We start from the raw sequence: 18576 nt of genomic DNA, 5'->3' as shown, positions 1-18576 counted from the left end.
TGTTTAATACCTGATGCTGCTTGTATCAGGAAAGGTCTACGACTTACGCCGTTTTTATTTCTTCTCTTAAGCCCGTAAATTCAGGCATTAGGGAAATTAGTTGCTTACTGTATTCATGCTGTGGCGCGGTAAATAGCTGCTCCGTTGGGGCAACTTCTAACAACGTACCCATCTGCATCACACCTACTCGGTCACACATTTGGCGAATAACCGGTAAATCGTGACTGATAAACAGCATAGTGAGATTTAACTCATCTTGGAGGTCTTTCAGTAAGTTAAGGATCTGAGCTTGTACCGATACATCGAGTGCTGAAGTCGGTTCATCACAGATAAGTAGACGTGGGCGAGTTGCCAATGCACGGGCAATCGAAATACGCTGACGCTGACCACCAGAGAATTCGTGTGGGTACTTCACTCCCGCCATTTTGCCCAAACCTACGTGATCAAGTAGATCGTTCACGATCGTGCGTGTTTCCACTTCACTGTTGGTTAGTTTATGGAAACGAATCGGCTCTGCGATGATATCGAAGATCTTCATGCGCGGGTTCATCGAGGTATACGGGTTCTGAAATACCATCTGCATTTGACGGCGAAGAGGACGACGTTCTTTCTCTGACTTCAATGACGTCAAGTCGATACCTTCAAACGTCACCTTGCCTGAATTTGGCTCATACAGACCTGCAATCACGCGTGCGATAGTCGATTTACCTGAACCTGATTCACCTACAAGGCCAAATGTCTCACCTTCAAACACGTCAAAACTCACGTTGTTCGATGCTTGCACGTATTCGCGGCGACTTTCAAACAGAGAATCTTTGGTCACAAAGCGTAAATTAACGTTCTCAACACTCAGTAGAGAGCCGGTGTAATCACGGTGATCTTGGCTTTGACCTAACCAGTGATTTTTAACATCCAGTGGTTCCATCTCGTGAGCTTCTTCGATGTAGCTCACCAATGGGAAGCGATCCAGCTTCATATCTGAACGAGGAACGGCTGAAATTAGGCTGCGCGTATAAGAATGGTCAGGGTCGCCAAGCACTTTCGCTGTTGGGCCAAACTCAACCAAATCACCGCGGTACATTACCGCTACGCGATCGGTCACGTTAGAGACCACACCCATATCGTGAGTAACCAACATACAACCTACGTTGTTCTTAATACACAACTCGCGGATTAAGCTAAGAATTTGGTCTTGGATAGATACATCCAGTGCGGTGGTTGGTTCATCAGCGATAATAAGGTCAGGCTCACCTGCCAGTGCAATCGCAATCACCACACGCTGACGCATGCCGCCAGAGAACTGGTGAGGGTACTGTTTTAAACGGTTTTCTGGCTGTGGGATGCCCACTTGTTCCATCAATGACAGGGCGCGCTCGTATGCCTCAGCGTCAGTGACTTTCATGTTGGCGTGGATGGTTTCTTTTAGCTGTTGCTCAACGGTGAACAGTGGGTTGAGCGATGTCATTGGGTCTTGGAAGATAAAACCAATCTTAGAGCCACGCACGCTACGCATTTGCTCTGGAGTCAGACCTGAAATCTGCTCGCCATCTAAATAAACGTCGCCACTTGCAATGCGACCTGGAGGGCTAAGTAGATCGATCACGGCATTACCGACTGTTGATTTACCTGCACCTGACTCGCCTACTACACCGACGATCTCGCCACGCTCAATATTAAAAGAAAGCGATTTAACCGCGGCATGCACACCATGACGCGAAGGGTACTCTATTCGAAGATTTTTAACTTCTAAAAGTGACATTACCAGACCTCTACTGCTTCGGCAGCTTTCTGCCCTGTCTGAAAAGTGAATCCATTCTTACCAGAATATCGTTCTAGTAATTTACAAGCTCATCAATTTGGCAAAAAATTCACAGAAAAGCAACAAACATAGGACAAAAAGTTGAATTCGAACAAAAACCAAGCAGCTTATGAAAATAAATATGCAATAGAGCTAGATCATCGTTTGGTCCAACCTGATGAAAAGTAGCAACAAAACACCGTAAATACTAACTTTTAGCTATTTCATAAAACTTATGGCAATAAGGGAATGTGAATATAAATTCAAATAAATTCAAGGGGACACTCCACACTCCAGTTAACAACCTCAAAACATTTGGTCGAATGTTAATTATTATTTAGTGAATTAATTTAAATTTAGACCAATAACTGAAATTAACCAACACCAAAAACAAATAATACAGCTCAATTATCTGTGAAAGTTATCAATAAATTGTTCCATCCCGATTGAACATAATGCTTAAGTATGAGGATATGATGGGCAACAAAACCGGAAGGATTAGATCAAGAGGTGAGGATTCTAAGGACGAGTGAGAAGCTAACGATTTAGAGGAAACTTAAACTAGGGGCTAAACGATAAGAGATTCCCTACTCCCTCATGCTTCGGTCTATGGAATGACGGTGTATTGGGTATGAAGTTAAGAATTCTAGATGTAAAAAAGCCCCGTCATTTCTGACGCGGACGGCTAGTTGAGGCTTTCTTGAAGTTCTAGTCCAGAACTCCAAACGTAAAAAAGCCCTAGTCTTTCGACTAGGGCTTCAATAGTGGTCGGTGAAGAGGGATTCGAACCCCCGACCCTCTGGTCCCAAACCAGATGCGCTACCAAGCTGCGCTATTCACCGAAACTGTTTTTAATGAGAATTTCGCACTTCAGAGGGTCGCCCTCTGGTCCCGCTATTCTCAAACTCAGAGATGCGCTACAAATACGCTATTCACCGAGCAAATAATGGGGTGGCTAACGGGACTTGAACCCGCGACAACTGGAATCACAATCCAGGGCTCTACCAACTGAGCTATAGCCACCGCTAATTTTTGTTGTTTACCGCCATCAGCGTTAAACGAAAGAGTGGTCGGTGAAGAGGGATTCGAACCCCCGACCCTCTGGTCCCAAACCAGATGCGCTACCAAGCTGCGCTATTCACCGACATAGTATTTTTTTACTTGGTTTACGTTATAGAGAGTCAACCCTCTGGTCCCGCTTATTCCAAGAGCCGAGATGCGCTACAAACACGCTATTCACCGATTTATGTTTCTTCTCGTTTTCACAAGAAAGGGAGCAAAGCTACCTGAATAATGGGGTGGCTAACGGGACTTGAACCCGCGACAACTGGAATCACAATCCAGGGCTCTACCAACTGAGCTATAGCCACCACTGATATTTTTTACCGATAAACCTTAAGGCGATTGGCACGCCCGAAAGGATTCGAACCTTCGACCTTTGGCTCCGGAGGCCAACGCTCTATCCAACTGAGCTACGGGCGCATGCCCCATCGGCGGAGTGGAATAATACGTATATCACACTATGTCGTCTAGTACTTTTTCAACTTTTTTTATCGTTTGGCGCCTTTTTCAACAATTAAAGTGTGATAAACCCCTATTTCCCATTAGATAACTGATTACAAGGAGGTAACTTGCTGTTTATTGCAACAAGTTAACAGGATATAATCACCCATTATTTACATTGATTTAACAGCAATTCGCCCTTTGTATACGAAGTGTGCACTGCCGTTGGTCATAATCACACTCTAATAAATGGGTAAGCACGAACTTACCTTCAGGAATGTAAAGTGAGTTTAATGGATATGTCTCGAAAATTATTAACCGCTTTGGTCGCTGCAATCACTTTTTCTAGCGCCTCTTTTGCAGCAAGCGTAAGCCAAGAAGAATATGATGCAATTGCAGAACGTATTAAGCCTGTTGGTGATGTTTACCTAGCAGGTGCTGAGCCAGTGAAAGTGGAACCAACTGGCCCGCGCGACGGCGCAGCAGTTTACGGTATGTTCTGTACAGCATGTCACAGCTCTGGCGTGAGCGGCGCACCTAAGACTGGTAACGCTGGCGATTGGGCACCTCGTATCGCACAAGGTAAAGACGTACTAAAAGACCACGCAATTAACGGCTTCAATGCGATGCCGGCGAAAGGTTCTTGTATGGACTGTTCAGACGACGAAATCGTTGCAGCAATTGATCACATGATCAAAGGCCTATAAGCCCCCAAGACTGTAATAGATAAAAGAAAGGCTTGAGTGCATCACTCAAGCCTTTTTTGTTTCCTTCTATATAGAAGCAACTTAGTTACTTCTTAAACATGGCACGTAAGTTAGCGATGTGTGCCTGACCTTTTTCCATTCGCTCTTCTGCCGACACTGGTTTCTTAGTTTGCTCCCATTCGACATCATCAAACGGTAGTTCGTCTAAGAAGCGGCTCTGAGTCGGCTTAATGAGCTCACCAAACTGACGACGTTCCTTACACATGGTAAAGGTCAGTTCACGTTGAGCACGCGTAATCCCTACGTACATCAAGCGACGTTCTTCTTCGACATTGTCTTCATCGATACTGGTTTGGTGTGGCAAGATACCTTCTTCACTACCAATTAAGTACACGTATGGGAACTCAAGACCTTTTGAAGCATGCAGCGTCATTAACTGCACTGCATCACTCTCTTCATCTTCTTCACCACGTTCCATCATGTCACGCAGGGTTAAACGCTGAACCACTTCTTTAATGGTCTTCTCTTCTTGATCGTAATTGTCCCCCTCAAGGTCAGCGACAATCCAAGAGTAGAGATCAGAGACGTTCTTCATGCGCATTTCTGCCGCTTTCGGGCTCGCAGAGGTTTCGTACAACCAATCTTCATAGTTGATATCACGCACAAGCGAGCGCACCGCTTCCACCGTATCACCACGTTCAGCTTGGTCGGCAATTTTCACCAGCCAAGCCGTAAAGCGGCGTAGGTTTTCCAGACCACGACCTGATAGGGTTTGTTCTAAGCCCATTTCAAAACTGGCTTCAAACAAGCTCTTACCACGCATATTGGCATAGCTGCCGAGCCTCTCTAACGTCACCGGACCAATCTCACGGCGCGGCGTATTCACAATGCGCAAGAAAGCATTGTCATCATCTGGGTTCACCAGTACTCGCAGGTAAGCCATTATGTCTTTGATTTCTGCACGAGCGAAGAACGATGTTCCGCCTGACAACTTGTAAGGCACGCGGTTTTGCATCAGCGACTTTTCAATTAAACGTGATTGGTGGTTACCACGGTAAAGCACGGCGTAATCTTTATACTCGGTACGATTAAGGAACTTATGCGCGATAAGTTCACCGGTCACTCGCTCCGCTTCATGCTCTTCGTTTTTCGCCAGCAACACTTTGAGTTTTTCACCATCAGGAATTTCCGAAAACAGTGACTTGTCATAGACATGGGGGTTGTTGGCAATCAAGATGTTGGCCGCGCGCAAAATTCGACTGGTTGAACGGTAGTTCTGCTCAAGCTTAATCAGACGCAAGTTTGGGTAATCTTCGCCAAGTAACACCAGGTTTTGCGGTTTAGCACCGCGCCATGAGTAGATTGACTGGTCATCGTCCCCTACTACGGTCAAACGTCCACGCTCACCAACAATTAGCTTCACTAAGTCATATTGGCTGGTGTTGGTATCTTGGTATTCATCCACCAACAGGTAGCGGATACGGTTCTGCCAACGCTGACGCACCTCTTCATTGGTTTTAAGCAAAAGCACTGGCAGAGAAATCAGGTCGTCAAAGTCGAGTGCGTTATAAGCCTTCATCTGCTTTTGATACATTTCAAAACAGAAGGCAAAAAGCTGTTGCTGCTCACCCTTAGCCTGCGCTTTGGCTTGATCGGGAGTCAGCATGTCATTTTTCCAATTGGAAATGGTACTCAGCAGTTGACGCAGTAAGTCTTTATCACCATCAAGCTGCTTTTCAGTTAACTCTTTCAGCAGCGCCATCTGGTCTTGGTCATCGAATAACGAGAAGCCAGACTTAAGTCCGAGCGCTTTGTATTCGCGCTTGATGATATTCAGGCCTAAAGTATGAAAGGTCGAAACCATTAGGCCCTTGGATTCATTCTTGCCTAGTGTCTGACCAACACGCTCTTTCATTTCTCGGGCGGCTTTGTTGGTAAAGGTTACTGCCGCGATATTGCGAGCTTTGTAACCACACTGCTGAACCAGGTATGCGATCTTATTGGTAATTACACGTGTTTTACCCGAGCCCGCACCAGCAAGCACCAAACATGGGCCTGATACGTACTTAACGGCTGCGTCTTGATTGGGGTTCAGCTTCATGGTCATCTCTGAAGTACAAAAGGTGGCGCATATAATAATAGTGCAACAAGCAGATTGCTATGTTTACTCAACGATACCTAAGCGTCTCATTCACAATTTTTTTGCCTAATTCATGCAATAGTTTGTTGCATATATGGTGACACTTTAGGCTATAATGAATGAACGTTCATTCACTAACCCACTATGTTAACTGTCTGGTTCTGTTTCTATGAAAGATAAAAGACAAAAAATCATAGATGCCGCAGAAACCCTGATTGCAGAATCAGGCTTTCAAGGCCTCTCGATGCATAAGTTGGCCAAAGAAGCTGGGGTCGCAGCAGGAACGATTTATCGCTACTTCTCTGATAAAGAAGATTTACTGCAACAAGTTCGTTTAGAGGTTGCTCAACGTAACGCCGAAGCAATTCAGCGTGGTGTTGACGAATCTATGCCACTAAAAGAACGTTTTCGCAAAATGTGGTTAAACATTTTTGATCTCTCGGTGTCGAATATCGACAACTTAAAGAACCGTGCTCAGTACGACTCTTTACCTTGTGTTCGTAGCCACGAGACCAAAGAAATTGAGCGAAAGATGTTCAGTAAAGTCGATCAACTTTTCACTGAAGGGCGTGAGACGGGGGTATTTAAACCCTTAGGTAACCCAGTGTTGGCTGCTCTTAGTTTAGAAGTCAGTGTCACCCTGGCTCGTAAACAATCGCTTGGATATTACCAACTTGATCAAGATGCCATTGAAGCGGCAATTGAAGCCAGTTGGGATGCAATCATTACACATTAACTTGGAGTTCTAATTAGAATGAAAAAGTGGACTTTCTTTATGTTACTTATCGCGGTACTGCTGTTTGGCAGCGTGATAGGTTTCAATCTCTTTAAGCAACAGAAGATCGCTGAATACATGGCGAATCGACCTGAACCTGAGTTCCCGGTAACGGTAACCGAAGTTCAAGCGGTTGATTGGGTACCTGTGATTGATGCGATCGGTTTTATCGAACCTAACCAAGGTGTTACGGTTGCAAACGAAACGAGCGGTGTGATCGACAAAATTTCATTTGAGTCTGGTACTCAAGTAGAAGAAGGTCAGCCATTGGTATTGCTTGACTCTGCAGTTGAAAAAGCAAACCTAAAGAGTGCTCAAGCTAAGCTGCCAGCAGCTCAAGCGAAATATAAGCGTTACCAAGGTCTTTACAAGAAAGGCTCTATCTCTAAAGAAGCGTATGATGAAGCAGAAGCAAACTACTTCTCTCTACAAGCTGATATTGAGAGCCTAAAAGCATCGATTGATCGCCGCGAAATCAAAGCGCCATTCTCTGGTGTGGTTGGTATTCGTAACGTTTATCTAGGTCAGTACCTACAAGCTGGTACAGACATCGTGCGCCTTGAAGATACTAGCGTAATGCGTCTGCGCTTTACGGTTCCTCAAACAGATATCTCTCGTATTTCTATCGATCAAGAAGTCGATATTTTTGTTGATGCTTACCCAGAGAAACCATTCAAAGGTTCTATCTCAGCAATTGAGCCTGCGGTAAACATCCAAAGTGGCCTGATTCAGGTTCAAGCGGATATTCCAAACAGTGACGGTCAGCTGCGTAGCGGTATGTTTGCACGTGCGAACATCATTCTACCTAAGCTTGAAAACCAAGTGACTCTGCCACAAACCGCTATCACCTTTACTCTATACGGCGACAACGTGTACATCATCTCTGATAAAGATGGTGAGAAGCGCGTAACACAGCAAGTGGTTAAAGTGGGTGAACGTACACAAGACATCGCACACATCCTTGAAGGTGTGAAACCTGGTGATGTTGTTGTTACGTCTGGCCAAGTACGTCTAAGTAACCACGCCAAAGTTCGTGTAGTAGAAAGCGATGCAACTACTCCACCAGCTGAAACACCAATGCTGTAACTGGAGGCCTCATGCGCTTTACTGATGTTTTTATTAAACGTCCAGTTTTAGCGGTATCGATCAGCTTTTTGATTGCCCTGCTTGGTTTACAAGCAATCTTCAAAATGCAGGTCCGTGAATACCCTGAAATGACGAATACTGTGGTAACGGTTTCGACCAGTTACTACGGTGCCAGTGCAGACTTAATCCAAGGCTTTATTACTCAGCCATTGGAGCAAGCGGTCGCACAGGCAGACAATATTGACTACATGACTTCTCAATCGGTTTTGGGTAAATCCACCATTACCGTCAACATGAAGTTAAACACCGACCCGAACGCGGCACTGTCTGACGTTCTGGCGAAGACTAACTCGGTTCGCTCTCAGCTTCCTAAAGAAGCCGAGGACCCAACCGTAACCATGTCTACCGGTTCGACAACTGCGGTACTTTACATCGGCTTTACCAGTGATGAGCTTTCTTCAAGCCAGATCACTGACTACCTAGAGCGTGTAATCAACCCACAGCTATTCACGGTTAACGGTGTATCTAAGGTCGATCTATATGGTGGTATGAAGTACGCACTGCGTATTTGGTTAGATCCATCGAAAATGGCGGCGCTAGGCCTAACGGCGACTGATGTCATGGGCGTACTCAATGCCAACAACTACCAGTCGGCGACTGGTCAGGCTGTCGGTGAGTTCGTGCTTTACAACGGTAGCGCTGATACTCAGGTATCGAACGTTGCCGAGCTAGAAAACTTAGTCGTAAGCTCTGACGAAGGTGATATCACCCGTCTAAGCGACATTGCCAAAGTTTCACTAGAGAAAAGCCACGACGTTTACCGTGCAAGTGCTAACGGCCAAGAGGCGGTGGTTGCCGCGATTAACGCCGCGCCAAGTGCGAACCCAATTAACATTGCAGCAGATGTACTCGAGCTACTACCTCAACTAGAGCGTAACCTGCCAAGTACCATCAAGATGAACGTGATGTATGACTCAACGATTGCGATCAACGAGTCTATCAACGAAGTAATCAAGACGATTGTTGAAGCAGCGGTTATCGTACTTATCGTTATCACCCTGTTCCTAGGTTCGTTCCGTGCGGTAATCATCCCTATCGTTACTATCCCGCTATCACTGATTGGTGTTGCGATGGTAATGCAAGGTATGGGCTTCTCATGGAACCTGATGACACTACTGGCGATGGTACTGGCTATCGGTCTGGTAGTAGATGACGCGATCGTTGTTCTTGAGAACGTCGACCGTCATATTAAGTTAGGTGAGTCACCGTTCCGAGCAGCAATCATTGGTACCCGTGAAATCGCAGTACCGGTTATTGCAATGACACTAACGCTGGGTGCGGTATATGCGCCAATCGCGTTAATGGGTGGTATTACTGGCTCGCTATTTAAAGAGTTCGCCTTAACCCTAGCAGGTTCGGTATTTGTATCGGGTATCGTGGCACTAACACTATCGCCAATGATGTGTTCAAAAATGCTTAAGGCTAACGAAGAGCCAAGCAAGTTTGAGCAGAAAGTTCATCATGTCCTTGATGGCATGACGAACCGCTACGCGAAGATGCTAAAAGCAGTCATGCAGCATCGTCCAGTGGTGATTGGTTTTGCAATCATCGTATTCGCCAGTCTGCCGATGCTGTTTAAGTTCATTCCAAGTGAACTTGCGCCATCAGAAGATAAAGGCGTAGTGATGCTGATGGGTACAGCGCCATCAAACGCGAACCTAGACTTCATGCAGAACACCATGAACGACGTAAACCAAATTCTGTCTGATCAGCCAGAAGTTGCGTTTGCACAGGTGTTTACTGGTGTACCTAACTCAAACCAAGCATTTGGTATTGCGTCTATGGTGCCTTGGAGTGAGCGTGAAGCGAGTCAGTCTGAAGTAGCAAACCGCGTGGGTGGTCTAGTGGGTAACGTTCCAGGTATGGCGGTAACGGCATTCCAGATGCCAGAACTACCAGGTGCAGGTTCAGGCCTACCGATTCAGTTCGTTATCACCACACCAAATGCGTTTGAGAGCCTATTCTCAATCGCAACCGACGTGCTAACGGAAGTGAAATCGAGCCCGATGTTCGTGTATTCAGATCTCGATCTGAACTACGACTCAGCTACGATGAAAATCAACATCGACAAAGACAAAGCCGGCGCTTATGGCGTGACCATGCAAGACATCGGCATCACACTAAGTACTATGATGGCCGACGGTTACGTAAACCGTATCGACCTGAATGGCCGCTCTTATGAGGTAATCCCTCAAGTTGAGCGTAAGTGGCGTCTAAACCCTGAATCGATGAACAACTACTACGTACGCTCTGCTAACGGCAAAGCAGTACCACTAGGCAGCTTGATCACGATTGATGTTGTAGCAGAGCCTCGCTCGCTACCTCACTTCAACCAGCTAAACTCAGCAACGGTTGGTGCGGTTCCAGCACCGGGCACGGCTATGGGTGATGCAATCAACTGGTTTGAAGGTATTGCGGCAGAGAAACTACCAAGCGGCTACAACCACGACTACATGGGTGAAGCGCGTCAGTACGTGACAGAAGGTAGCGCACTATACGCAACCTTTGGTCTAGCACTGGCGATCATCTTCTTGGTTCTAGCGATTCAGTTTGAATCACTGAAAGATCCGCTGGTTATCATGGTGTCAGTACCACTAGCGATTTGTGGCGCTCTGATTGCCCTCGCTTGGGGCGCGGCAACCATGAACATCTACTCTCAGGTAGGTTTGATTACTCTGGTTGGTCTGATTACTAAGCACGGTATCTTGATCTGTGAAGTAGCCAAAGAAGAGCAGTTACACAACAAGCTGAGCAAGATGGACGCGGTAATGGAAGCGGCGAAAGTACGTCTACGCCCTATCCTAATGACCACAGCAGCGATGATTGCAGGTCTTATCCCGCTAATGTACGCAAGTGGTGCAGGTGCAGCGCAGCGCTTTAGTATCGGTATCGTAATCGTAGCTGGTCTAGCGATTGGTACCATCTTTACGCTATTCGTACTGCCAGTGATTTACAGCTACCTAGCTGAAAAACACAAGCCACTACCAGTGTTTGTTGAAGACAAAGATTTGGAAAAGCTGGCGCGCGTTGATGAAGCAAAAGCAGCTCACCGCGAGCTAGCAGACAACAAATAATCTGCTAGAAATTGAAAAGGTCACTTCGGTGGCCTTTTTTATTTGCCTCATTTAGCTGATATTAGCTTCGAATTTTTACTATCGAGGTAGCGACTTTCCGGTATCAATTACATAGAATGAGAGCAAATTGAAAGGAGTTTTAGTCACATGTTTGACCCAAAGAAACTAGAGCAAATTGCTAAACAAATTCATGATTCTATGCCTGCGCCAGTAAAAGAGCTTGGCTCAGACGTAGACCAAAAGGTTCGCCAAGTCATCCAAGGTCAGCTTAATAAGCTAGACGTAGTGAGCCGCGAAGAGTTCGATGTACAGACACAAGTCCTACTACGCACTCGTCAAAAGCTTACCGAGATGGAAAAGAAGCTAGCCGATTTAGAACAAAAGCTAGCGGATAAATAATAAAAAACGCTTCCAGATTGGAAGCGTTTTTTATTATTGCTGTTGCGCTTTGAGAGCTTGCAACGAGGCTTGCTTAAAGCCCTGCGCAGAGACGGTATAGGTATAGTCTTCCATCACCGTTTGCTCTACGATATTGATGCTACCAATCTTCACTTCTTTATTACCAATAAAGTGGCCATTGAGGAAGTTCTTGCCTGCAACGGTTGCTGGTGAGTATTGAGTAAAGCCATCGTGGCAAACCCCTTTCATCTCGATAAACTGACCATCAACGGCAATCTCTCGATTCGGTAACGGGCGATCATCAGAGCCTTGCTCGTCTTCACCGTTACAGCGATGGCCGCGGTCAACAAAATACAAAGTGAAGTCACCATCAAAGCGTACCGTCAAATAGCCATAGTTATGTTCATCAGCGGCAATAGTATCAGAGGCTACTTGAGCTCCTGAACCTGCCACAAACTGCCACTGCTGAGTATCAAACTGGCTTTTATCTAATTCTGGTAATGGACGTCCCATAGCGAAACACGATGCGGACGTAAGACCGAGAACCATACCGACGATATACTTATTCATTGTTAACTTTACCTTATTATTACCACTCCATTTATCTAACCACACTCACTAATTAATTTGTGCCCCACTTGTAGGACGCCTACAAAGTCTTGACCAAGTTTTCACCAACTTTACGTCGCACAAACAAAAAGGCTTGGTCAACGGAGACCAAGCCTTTTAATTAGATGTTGTGTTTTATGTTGTATTTATTGACCCCAGTCTATCTGGAGTTCTTTACTAACCTACAGTCTAGATTAGCGAATTACGCAGAATTAAGTCTTCACAGCTAAGAGCTTAATTCCCTTAGGGAACAAATTGCGCTGAATTAAGGTTTCATTTCTAGGAGAAGGCGCGGAGTTTACGATAGTAAATGAGCACCTTCGACACCGAAATGGAACCTTAAGGCAAGTAATTAGCCGCCTACTGCGATGTTCTTCATATCAGTCATGTAACCACGTAGCTCTTCACCAATGTACTCAACTGGGTGGTTACGGATAGTATCGTTTACTGCGATTAGCGTTGCGTTATCTACTTGGTTAGATGTTTCACCTAGACCTTTACCAATCACATCTGTTGATACTGAAGGCATGAACTTCTCACGTAGTAGTGGTGTTGCCACGTTAGCGAATAGGTAGTTACCGTATTCTGCTGTATCTGAGATTACTACGTTCATTTCGTATAGACGCTTACGTGCTACTGTGTTTGCGATTAGTGGTAGCTCGTGTAGTGACTCGTAGTACGCTGACTCATCGATGATGCCTGATGCAGTCATTGCTTCGAACGCTAGTTCAACACCGGCACGAACCATTGCTACTAGTAGGATACCGTTGTCGAAGTACTCTTGCTCAGAGATTTCAACGTCGCCTGCTGGGTAGTTTTCAAATGCTGTTTCGCCTGTCTCTTCACGCCAGCCTAGTAGGTTTACGTCATCGTTCGCCCAGTCAGCCATCATAGTGCTTGAGAACTCACCTGTGATGATGTCATCCATGTGCTTGTTGTAAAGCGGACGCATTAGCTCTTTAAGCTCTTCAGATAGCTCGAATGCTTTAACTTTCGCTGGGTTTGATAGACGGTCCATCATGTGCGTGATGCCACCGAATTTCAGTGCTTCTGTGATGGTTTCCCAACCGTACTGAAGTAGCTTACCTGCGTAGCTTGGGTCGATGCCGTCAGCGATCATCTTCTCGTAAGATACGATAGAACCAGCTTGTAGCATGCCACATAGGATAGTTTGCTCACCCATTAAGTCAGATTTAACTTCTGCAACGAATGAAGACTCTAGACAACCTGCGCGGTGTCCACCTGTACCTGCTGCCCATGCTTTTGCGATGTCCCAGCCTTCGCCTTTAGGGTCATTTTCTGGGTGAACAGCGATTAGTGTCGGAACACCGAAACCACGCTTGTACTCTTCACGCACTTCTGTACCTGGACACTTAGGTGCAACCATTACAACCGTTAGGTCTTTGCGGATTTGCATGCCTTCTTCAACTACGTTGAAACCGTGCGAGTAACCTAGTGCAGCGCCTTGCTTCATTAGCGGCATTACCGTTTCTACAACGTTAGTGTGCTGTTTGTCTGGAGTCAGGTTGATTACTAGGTCTGCTTCAGGGATTAGCGTTTCGTAGCTTGCTACTTCAAAACCATTTTCTTTTGCGTTCTTGTATGACTGACGCTGCTCGTCAATCGCTGCCTGACGTAGTGCATACGCTACGTTTAGGCCAGAGTCACGCATGTTTAGACCTTGGTTTAGGCCCTGAGCACCACAACCAACGATAACGACTTTCTTACCTTTCAGGTAATCCGCTTCTGTTGCGAATTCGCTGCGGTCCATGAAACGACAACGACCTAATTGGTCTAGCTGCTCGCGTAGGTTTAAAGTATTGAAATAGTTAGCCATCTGGGCGCTCCTTTAAAGAATTTTTCCGTTGAGGTCGGTCGTTTTGTTACCGAATGAGTTCATACTAAAACAGACATTCTGTTGCTTAAAGTGATATATTCACAATTAGTAATTGCAATTAATGCAACAAGGATGTGACCCTTTCATGAACATTAAGTGTCTGCAGTTGTTCATTCATCTGTGTGATAGTAAAAGTTTTGCCAAGACCGCCTCAGCGATGCATATCAGCCCTTCTGCACTCAGTCGCCAGATCCAAAAATTGGAAAGCGACACTGGGCAAGCACTGTTCCTGCGCGACAATCGCAGTGTCGAACTCACCCCTGCGGCGAAAAAGCTGTTGCCCGTGGCGCTGAATATTTTGGGAGAGTGGCAAAACTACAATGCGCAGCTAAAAGGTCATGAAGAAGAATTGAAGGGCGAGATTCGCTTGTTTTGCTCAGTGACGGCCAGTTACAGCCATTTGCCCGAACTGCTCTCTGAGTTTCGTCTCCAGCACCCTTTTATTGAATTCAAACTCTCGACTGGCGACCCTGCTCAAGCAATTGGCAAAGTACTCGCCGATGAAGCGGATATTGCTATCTCGGCCCAACCAGAGCAGTTACCCGCACGGATCGAGTTTGAAACCATCAGTGAGATCCCCCTGTCTGTGATTGCCCCAGTAGGGGTGAGTAACTTTGCTGAAGAGCTGAGAAAAGATAAACCTGATTGGTCGGTGATTCCATTTATTGTCCCTGAGTCAGGTACCGCCCGAGACCGCGTCAATGCTTGGTTTAAGTCAATGAAGATTAAACCTAACATCTACGCGCAAGTGTCAGGTCATGAAGCGATTGTCAGTATGGTCGCACTGGGTTGCGGCGTCGGTATTGCGCCAGATGTGGTGATCAATAACAGCCCAGTAAAAGAGAAGATTGAACGGCTTAAAGTCGCCGCGTCAGTAAAACCATTTAAGCTTGGGGTGTGCTGCAAGCGCTCACAGCTGGATAATCCGTTAGTCAAAGCACTATGGCAAATGGCCCACGATACTTATATCGCTCCATAGCCTAAGCGCCAGATACAACAAAGCCACCGCTTTTTTCCGATAAAGAAAGGCGGTGGCTTTCGATATATCCAATTATCAAACCAAGCTGTCATTTCCGAGAAGGAGGAACGACTGAGTTGGAAATCTCTAATCGCTTGATGAGATTCCCGACTACACGACTTCGTCGTTATCGGGAATGACACTGGCGTTAGATAACGCGAGAGAACTGCTGCTGCCTAGCCTTTGCTCTTAAATACTTATCAAAACACATACAAATGTTACGAATCAGTAGACGGCCACGTAGGGTAACGCGGATTTCTTCGTCATCCACTTCGACTAGCTCGTCATTGATAAAGGTCTGCAGTAAACCTAAGTCTTCTTTGAAGTAGTGATTAAATTGCACCTTAAACTCAGACTCAATCATGGTCTTATCCAGTTTAAAGTTACAAATAAGCTGCTTAATCACTTCACGACGAAGTAAGTCATCACTATCAAGTGCGACACCTTTCCATAATGCATGGCGCTGGTCCGTCACTTGCGCGTAGTACTTCTTCAACTCTTTCTGGTTTTGCGCGTACGCATCACCAATCATCGAAATCGCTGAAACACCGAAGCCAACTAAGTCTGCTTCACCTTGGGTGGTGTAACCTTGGAAGTTGCGGTGCAACACGCCATTACGCTGCGCCACGGCCAGTTCATCATCCGGCTGGGCGAAGTGGTCCATACCGATAAACTGATAATCCGCACCCGTTAGGGTTGTAATCGTGTCTTGCAGTATCGCCATTTTCTCTTCGGCGATCGGCAGATCTTCATCTTTAATCTTACGCTGCGCGGCAAACAGTTGCGGCATATGTGCGTAGTTAAACACAGATAAACGGCCTGGCTTCATTTCCAGAACTTGCTTAAGCGTCTCAGCAAACGAGTCTTTGGTTTGCTTCGGTAGGCCGTAAATCAAATCTAGGTTGGTTGAACGGAAGCCTAGATCTTTAGCACGCTCGACCATGGCAAAGATAAATTCTTCATCTTGCTCACGGTTAACCAGATTCTGCACTTCTTTGTTGAAGTCTTGAACGCCAATGCTCAAACGGTTAAAGCCTTCACCACGTAGGTGATCCAGCATGTCTAGCTCGATTTCACGCGGGTCAACTTCGATACTGATTTCAGCATCGCCTTCAAAGTAGAACTCACCGCGAAGAATCGCCATCACACGGCTAATTTGTGCTTTGGTTAGGAAAGTTGGAGTACCGCCGCCGAAGTGAAGCTGAGTCACTTTACGACCTTGAAGCAACGCCGCGCGAGTACGGATTTCTAGCTCCAACACATCAAGATACTCATCCGCTTTATGGGCATGACGAGTGATGACCTTATTACAACCACAGTAGTAACAAAGCTTGTGGCAGAAAGGGATGTGAATATAAAGAGAAAGCGGTCGCTCTGGATACTGAGTACACGCCATGTCGTAGTCTGCGACAGTAAACGCTTCATGGAATTCTAAAGCTGTTGGATACGAGGTATAACGAGGACCTGAATAGTTGTACTTATCAAGAACCGCTTGATCCCAGACAATTTGTTGGCTTGCGACGACTGGCTGCGACATGATGGTATTTCCGTTTGGGCTTTAATGCTTATGTGACCAATAGGGTCATTGTAATTAGCAGGCTATTTTGCCACACCTAACAGTGAGTCGTTGGTGCACAGGCTGCTTTTTGAGTAGCAATACTCAGAATTGATAACTCGATCACTACCCTTTTAGTGTAAGCGATCGAGTTATAAAAGTTACGCGCTAGATCATTTGAATGTTGATCTGATTATTTAGCGGTTTCACTTTTTTCTGCAGACGTTTTAGCTCTTCAGTAATATCTTGCTGAAGGCGTGACTCTGCTTTGTGGCGCTCAAGGTTTTGCTTCATGCGCTCTTGCTTAGCCAACTCCTGACGAGCTTCACCGCGCGCCATATCTTTAACGATATGGAACAGCTCAGACGTCGCTGGGTATTCTTGGTCGAAATCGACACGCTCTTCACCTTGGACGTAGTCCATGATGTTATATAGACGAATACTGATCTCAGATAGGTCACACTGCTCTTGAATGCCGGCTAAGCAAAGGACGTTGACGCTTTCAAAGATGTTGGCATTACGCTTTTCAATTGCCAACTTTTGTTGCTGCAATTGCAATTCCTTTTGCTTCTTGAGCTGGAGCAGAAGGTAACCAGCATAAGAGGCTAAACCCAGAACAATTACGCTGCCTGCGATAGCTAATAAGGTTACATTCATTGTGCTCTTTACCCTTTAAATTGGTTCAGATCCAAACCTTCAAACTGAGAAAGAAGCTCATCATCTGAATTCGCTTTTTTGCTCGGCTTCTGTTTTGCTACTGGCTCAACAACTTCTTCTTCCTCGAACTCTTCTTCTTCAGGTTCTTCGTAGATACCAAGTTGCTTCATCAGGATTTCAATACGTGCAAGTTTTTCATCGACGTACTTCTGTAGACCTGCACCTAGGTTGTCACCATTGTCTAGGCGGTCCAATAGCACATTCAGTTGCGCGTCATTCTCAAGCATTTCTAGCTCTTTCTCAGCGCTAATACGACGCTCAGCTTTGCTTGGTTTTTTCGCCGCTTCAACAACTAAAGGAATCTTCTTTTTGCTGCCTAAGCGTGGGTCGCGCTTTTGGCTCGCAGTCTGTTGCTTTTGTGTTTTAGCTTCAGAGTTGCGACCACCGGTCTTTAGACCTTTGCGCTTTTTGTCTTTTTTACGTAGACGTCCTTCAACGTCTGATTCAGTACGGTTGCGAACAACGATTACGTCGCTATTACCGCCTGATCTTGCTTTCTTACTACGGCTCATTACTGGGCTTTCCTCAGTAAAATTACATCATTACCAATAAATTCAAGCTCGAGCTGATCCCGCTCTGCCAAGTATTGAAACGTTTTACGACTGAAAAAGACCACATGGGTCAGATCGTTTTTGTAGTGCCATGAGGCAAACGCTTCAACATCAATGACCATCTTAGTCATAAGACCAATCCAGCCACCCGGCTTAACTAAATTCAACCATTGCTGCCACACTTTATTGGGCTCATAAAGGTGCTCAATAACTTCTGTGGCAGTGATAAAGTCATACGACGTGTCTAACACCGAGCGATCTGGGTGATAGTAAAGGTCATACAAACTCATGGTGTGTCCTTGCTGTTCCAACATTAAAGATAACGTTGGTCCTGGGCCACAACCAAAATCTAACCCGTGAGAGTTGGGAGCTATACGCGTTAATATGGGGTCAGAAACCCGAGATAAAAAGCGTCGATATCCTTCGTCATTTGGATCATTCTCATGCAGATCGTAGTGGGCTTTTTCCGCTTTTGCATCCAAACGCTGGTCTGGATTAACAAACACAAGCTCACACTGCTGGCACTGAAGATACTCTCTACGCTTATCTTCATAATAGTGCTTGATGTCTAAGCTCTGACAAAGGGGGCAATTATGCATATCGGCTGCGTAAACTCATCCTCAAACAGGGATGCGAAACATACCAGAAACTGGCGTTAGAGTGGAGCACTATTGCGCAAATAATCAT

At 45.8% G+C, this 18576-nt stretch carries 14 protein-coding genes and 5 tRNA genes; 6 read left to right on the top strand and 13 right to left on the bottom strand.

Annotation, left to right across the window (positions count from 1 at the left end):
- Positions 1–43 precede the first annotated feature (43 nt).
- The 6 genes from ELS82_RS12570 to ELS82_RS12545 all read right to left on the bottom strand — a co-directional run bounded on the left by ELS82_RS12570 (position 44) and on the right by ELS82_RS12545 (position 3280).
- On the bottom strand, positions 44–1759 hold the full coding sequence (locus ELS82_RS12570; RefSeq protein ID WP_134835770.1) for a dipeptide ABC transporter ATP-binding protein: 1716 nt from the start codon (positions 1757–1759) through the stop codon (positions 44–46).
- 804 nt (positions 1760–2563) lie between these two features.
- A tRNA-Pro gene (locus ELS82_RS12565) sits at positions 2564–2640 on the bottom strand.
- 105 nt (positions 2641–2745) lie between these two features.
- Positions 2746–2821 (bottom strand) — tRNA-His (locus tag ELS82_RS12560).
- Positions 2822–2865: 44 nt separating this feature from the next.
- Positions 2866–2942 (bottom strand) — tRNA-Pro (locus ELS82_RS12555).
- Positions 2943–3092: 150 nt separating this feature from the next.
- A tRNA-His gene (locus ELS82_RS12550) sits at positions 3093–3168 on the bottom strand.
- A gap of 35 nt (positions 3169–3203) precedes the next feature.
- Positions 3204–3280, bottom strand: a tRNA-Arg gene (locus tag ELS82_RS12545).
- A gap of 314 nt (positions 3281–3594) precedes the next feature.
- Between ELS82_RS12545 and ELS82_RS12540 the strand changes: the two genes are divergently transcribed.
- Positions 3595–4008, top strand: coding sequence for a c-type cytochrome (locus ELS82_RS12540; protein WP_134835769.1), 414 nt, complete (start codon positions 3595–3597; stop codon positions 4006–4008).
- 85 nt (positions 4009–4093) lie between these two features.
- Here the strand turns inward: ELS82_RS12540 and rep are convergent, their stop codons facing one another.
- Positions 4094–6109: a DNA helicase Rep gene (gene rep / locus ELS82_RS12535; RefSeq protein WP_134835768.1), complete on the bottom strand. Its 2016-nt coding sequence runs from the start codon at positions 6107–6109 to the stop codon at positions 4094–4096.
- Between the two features lie 208 nt (positions 6110–6317).
- On the opposite strand from rep, the gene ELS82_RS12530 reads away from it, so the two are divergent.
- The 4 genes from ELS82_RS12530 (at position 6318) to ubiK (ending at position 11542) form a co-directional block, all read left to right on the top strand.
- Positions 6318–6884 carry a TetR/AcrR family transcriptional regulator gene (locus ELS82_RS12530; protein ID WP_134835767.1) on the top strand — a complete coding sequence of 189 codons (567 nt, stop codon included), beginning with the start codon at positions 6318–6320 and terminating at the stop codon, positions 6882–6884.
- Positions 6885–6902: 18 nt separating this feature from the next.
- The gene (locus ELS82_RS12525; RefSeq protein ID WP_134835766.1) at positions 6903–8009 is read left to right on the top strand and encodes an efflux RND transporter periplasmic adaptor subunit; all 1107 of its coding nucleotides are present in this window, start codon (positions 6903–6905) and stop codon (positions 8007–8009) included.
- A gap of 11 nt (positions 8010–8020) precedes the next feature.
- Positions 8021–11143 (top strand): multidrug efflux RND transporter permease subunit, encoded by a 3123-nt coding sequence (locus ELS82_RS12520; protein WP_053440741.1) that lies wholly within the window; start codon positions 8021–8023, stop codon positions 11141–11143.
- Between the two features lie 147 nt (positions 11144–11290).
- Positions 11291–11542 carry a ubiquinone biosynthesis accessory factor UbiK gene (gene ubiK / locus ELS82_RS12515; protein ID WP_004409681.1) on the top strand — a complete coding sequence of 84 codons (252 nt, stop codon included), beginning with the start codon at positions 11291–11293 and terminating at the stop codon, positions 11540–11542.
- A gap of 33 nt (positions 11543–11575) precedes the next feature.
- Here ubiK and ELS82_RS12510 read toward each other — a convergent pair whose 3' ends face one another.
- A complete protein-coding gene (locus ELS82_RS12510; protein ID WP_134835765.1) occupies positions 11576–12112 on the bottom strand; it encodes a hypothetical protein in 537 nt (178 codons plus the stop codon).
- Positions 12113–12503: 391 nt separating this feature from the next.
- Complete coding sequence (gene ilvC, locus ELS82_RS12505) at positions 12504–13988, bottom strand: ketol-acid reductoisomerase (protein WP_134835764.1); 1485 nt, start codon at positions 13986–13988, stop codon at positions 12504–12506.
- Positions 13989–14133: 145 nt separating this feature from the next.
- On the opposite strand from ilvC, the gene ilvY reads away from it, so the two are divergent.
- Positions 14134–15027 carry an HTH-type transcriptional activator IlvY gene (gene ilvY / locus ELS82_RS12500; protein ID WP_134835763.1) on the top strand — a complete coding sequence of 298 codons (894 nt, stop codon included), beginning with the start codon at positions 14134–14136 and terminating at the stop codon, positions 15025–15027.
- A 187-nt stretch (positions 15028–15214) separates the two neighbouring features.
- Here the strand turns inward: ilvY and hemN are convergent, their stop codons facing one another.
- The 4 genes from hemN to ELS82_RS12480 form a co-directional block, all read right to left on the bottom strand.
- Positions 15215–16603 carry an oxygen-independent coproporphyrinogen III oxidase gene (gene hemN, locus ELS82_RS12495; RefSeq protein ID WP_134835762.1) on the bottom strand — a complete coding sequence of 463 codons (1389 nt, stop codon included), beginning with the start codon at positions 16601–16603 and terminating at the stop codon, positions 15215–15217.
- Between the two features lie 186 nt (positions 16604–16789).
- Positions 16790–17278, bottom strand: coding sequence for a DUF2489 domain-containing protein (locus ELS82_RS12490; RefSeq protein WP_134835761.1), 489 nt, complete (start codon positions 17276–17278; stop codon positions 16790–16792).
- Positions 17279–17286: 8 nt separating this feature from the next.
- Positions 17287–17850 (bottom strand): Der GTPase-activating protein YihI, encoded by a 564-nt coding sequence (gene yihI, locus ELS82_RS12485; protein WP_134835760.1) that lies wholly within the window; start codon positions 17848–17850, stop codon positions 17287–17289.
- The gene (locus ELS82_RS12480; RefSeq protein ID WP_134835759.1) at positions 17850–18488 is read right to left on the bottom strand and encodes a class I SAM-dependent methyltransferase; all 639 of its coding nucleotides are present in this window, start codon (positions 18486–18488) and stop codon (positions 17850–17852) included. The genes yihI and ELS82_RS12480 overlap by 1 nt, the downstream gene beginning before the upstream one ends.
- Between the last annotated feature and the right edge of the window lie 88 nt (positions 18489–18576).

Origin of the sequence: Vibrio ouci (genome assembly GCF_004551525.1) — a bacterium.
GTDB classification, from domain to species: Bacteria; Pseudomonadota; Gammaproteobacteria; order Enterobacterales; family Vibrionaceae; genus Vibrio; species Vibrio ouci.
The sequence above is the reverse complement of the archived record's forward strand: the minus strand, read 5'-3'. Positions and strand labels throughout refer to the sequence as shown.

Coding starts and splice junctions, on each gene's coding strand:
- ELS82_RS12570 (WP_134835770.1), bottom strand. CDS start 1,759: ATGTCACTTTTAGAAGTTAAAAATCTTCGAATAGAGTACCCTTCGCGT.
- ELS82_RS12540 (WP_134835769.1), top strand. CDS start 3,595: ATGGATATGTCTCGAAAATTATTAACCGCTTTGGTCGCTGCAATCACT.
- rep (WP_134835768.1), bottom strand. CDS start 6,109: ATGAAGCTGAACCCCAATCAAGACGCAGCCGTTAAGTACGTATCAGGC.
- ELS82_RS12530 (WP_134835767.1), top strand. CDS start 6,318: ATGAAAGATAAAAGACAAAAAATCATAGATGCCGCAGAAACCCTGATT.
- ELS82_RS12525 (WP_134835766.1), top strand. CDS start 6,903: ATGAAAAAGTGGACTTTCTTTATGTTACTTATCGCGGTACTGCTGTTT.
- ELS82_RS12520 (WP_053440741.1), top strand. CDS start 8,021: ATGCGCTTTACTGATGTTTTTATTAAACGTCCAGTTTTAGCGGTATCG.
- ubiK (WP_004409681.1), top strand. CDS start 11,291: ATGTTTGACCCAAAGAAACTAGAGCAAATTGCTAAACAAATTCATGAT.
- ELS82_RS12510 (WP_134835765.1), bottom strand. CDS start 12,112: ATGAATAAGTATATCGTCGGTATGGTTCTCGGTCTTACGTCCGCATCG.
- ilvC (WP_134835764.1), bottom strand. CDS start 13,988: ATGGCTAACTATTTCAATACTTTAAACCTACGCGAGCAGCTAGACCAA.
- ilvY (WP_134835763.1), top strand. CDS start 14,134: ATGAACATTAAGTGTCTGCAGTTGTTCATTCATCTGTGTGATAGTAAA.
- hemN (WP_134835762.1), bottom strand. CDS start 16,603: ATGTCGCAGCCAGTCGTCGCAAGCCAACAAATTGTCTGGGATCAAGCG.
- ELS82_RS12490 (WP_134835761.1), bottom strand. CDS start 17,278: ATGAATGTAACCTTATTAGCTATCGCAGGCAGCGTAATTGTTCTGGGT.
- yihI (WP_134835760.1), bottom strand. CDS start 17,850: ATGAGCCGTAGTAAGAAAGCAAGATCAGGCGGTAATAGCGACGTAATC.
- ELS82_RS12480 (WP_134835759.1), bottom strand. CDS start 18,488: ATGCATAATTGCCCCCTTTGTCAGAGCTTAGACATCAAGCACTATTAT.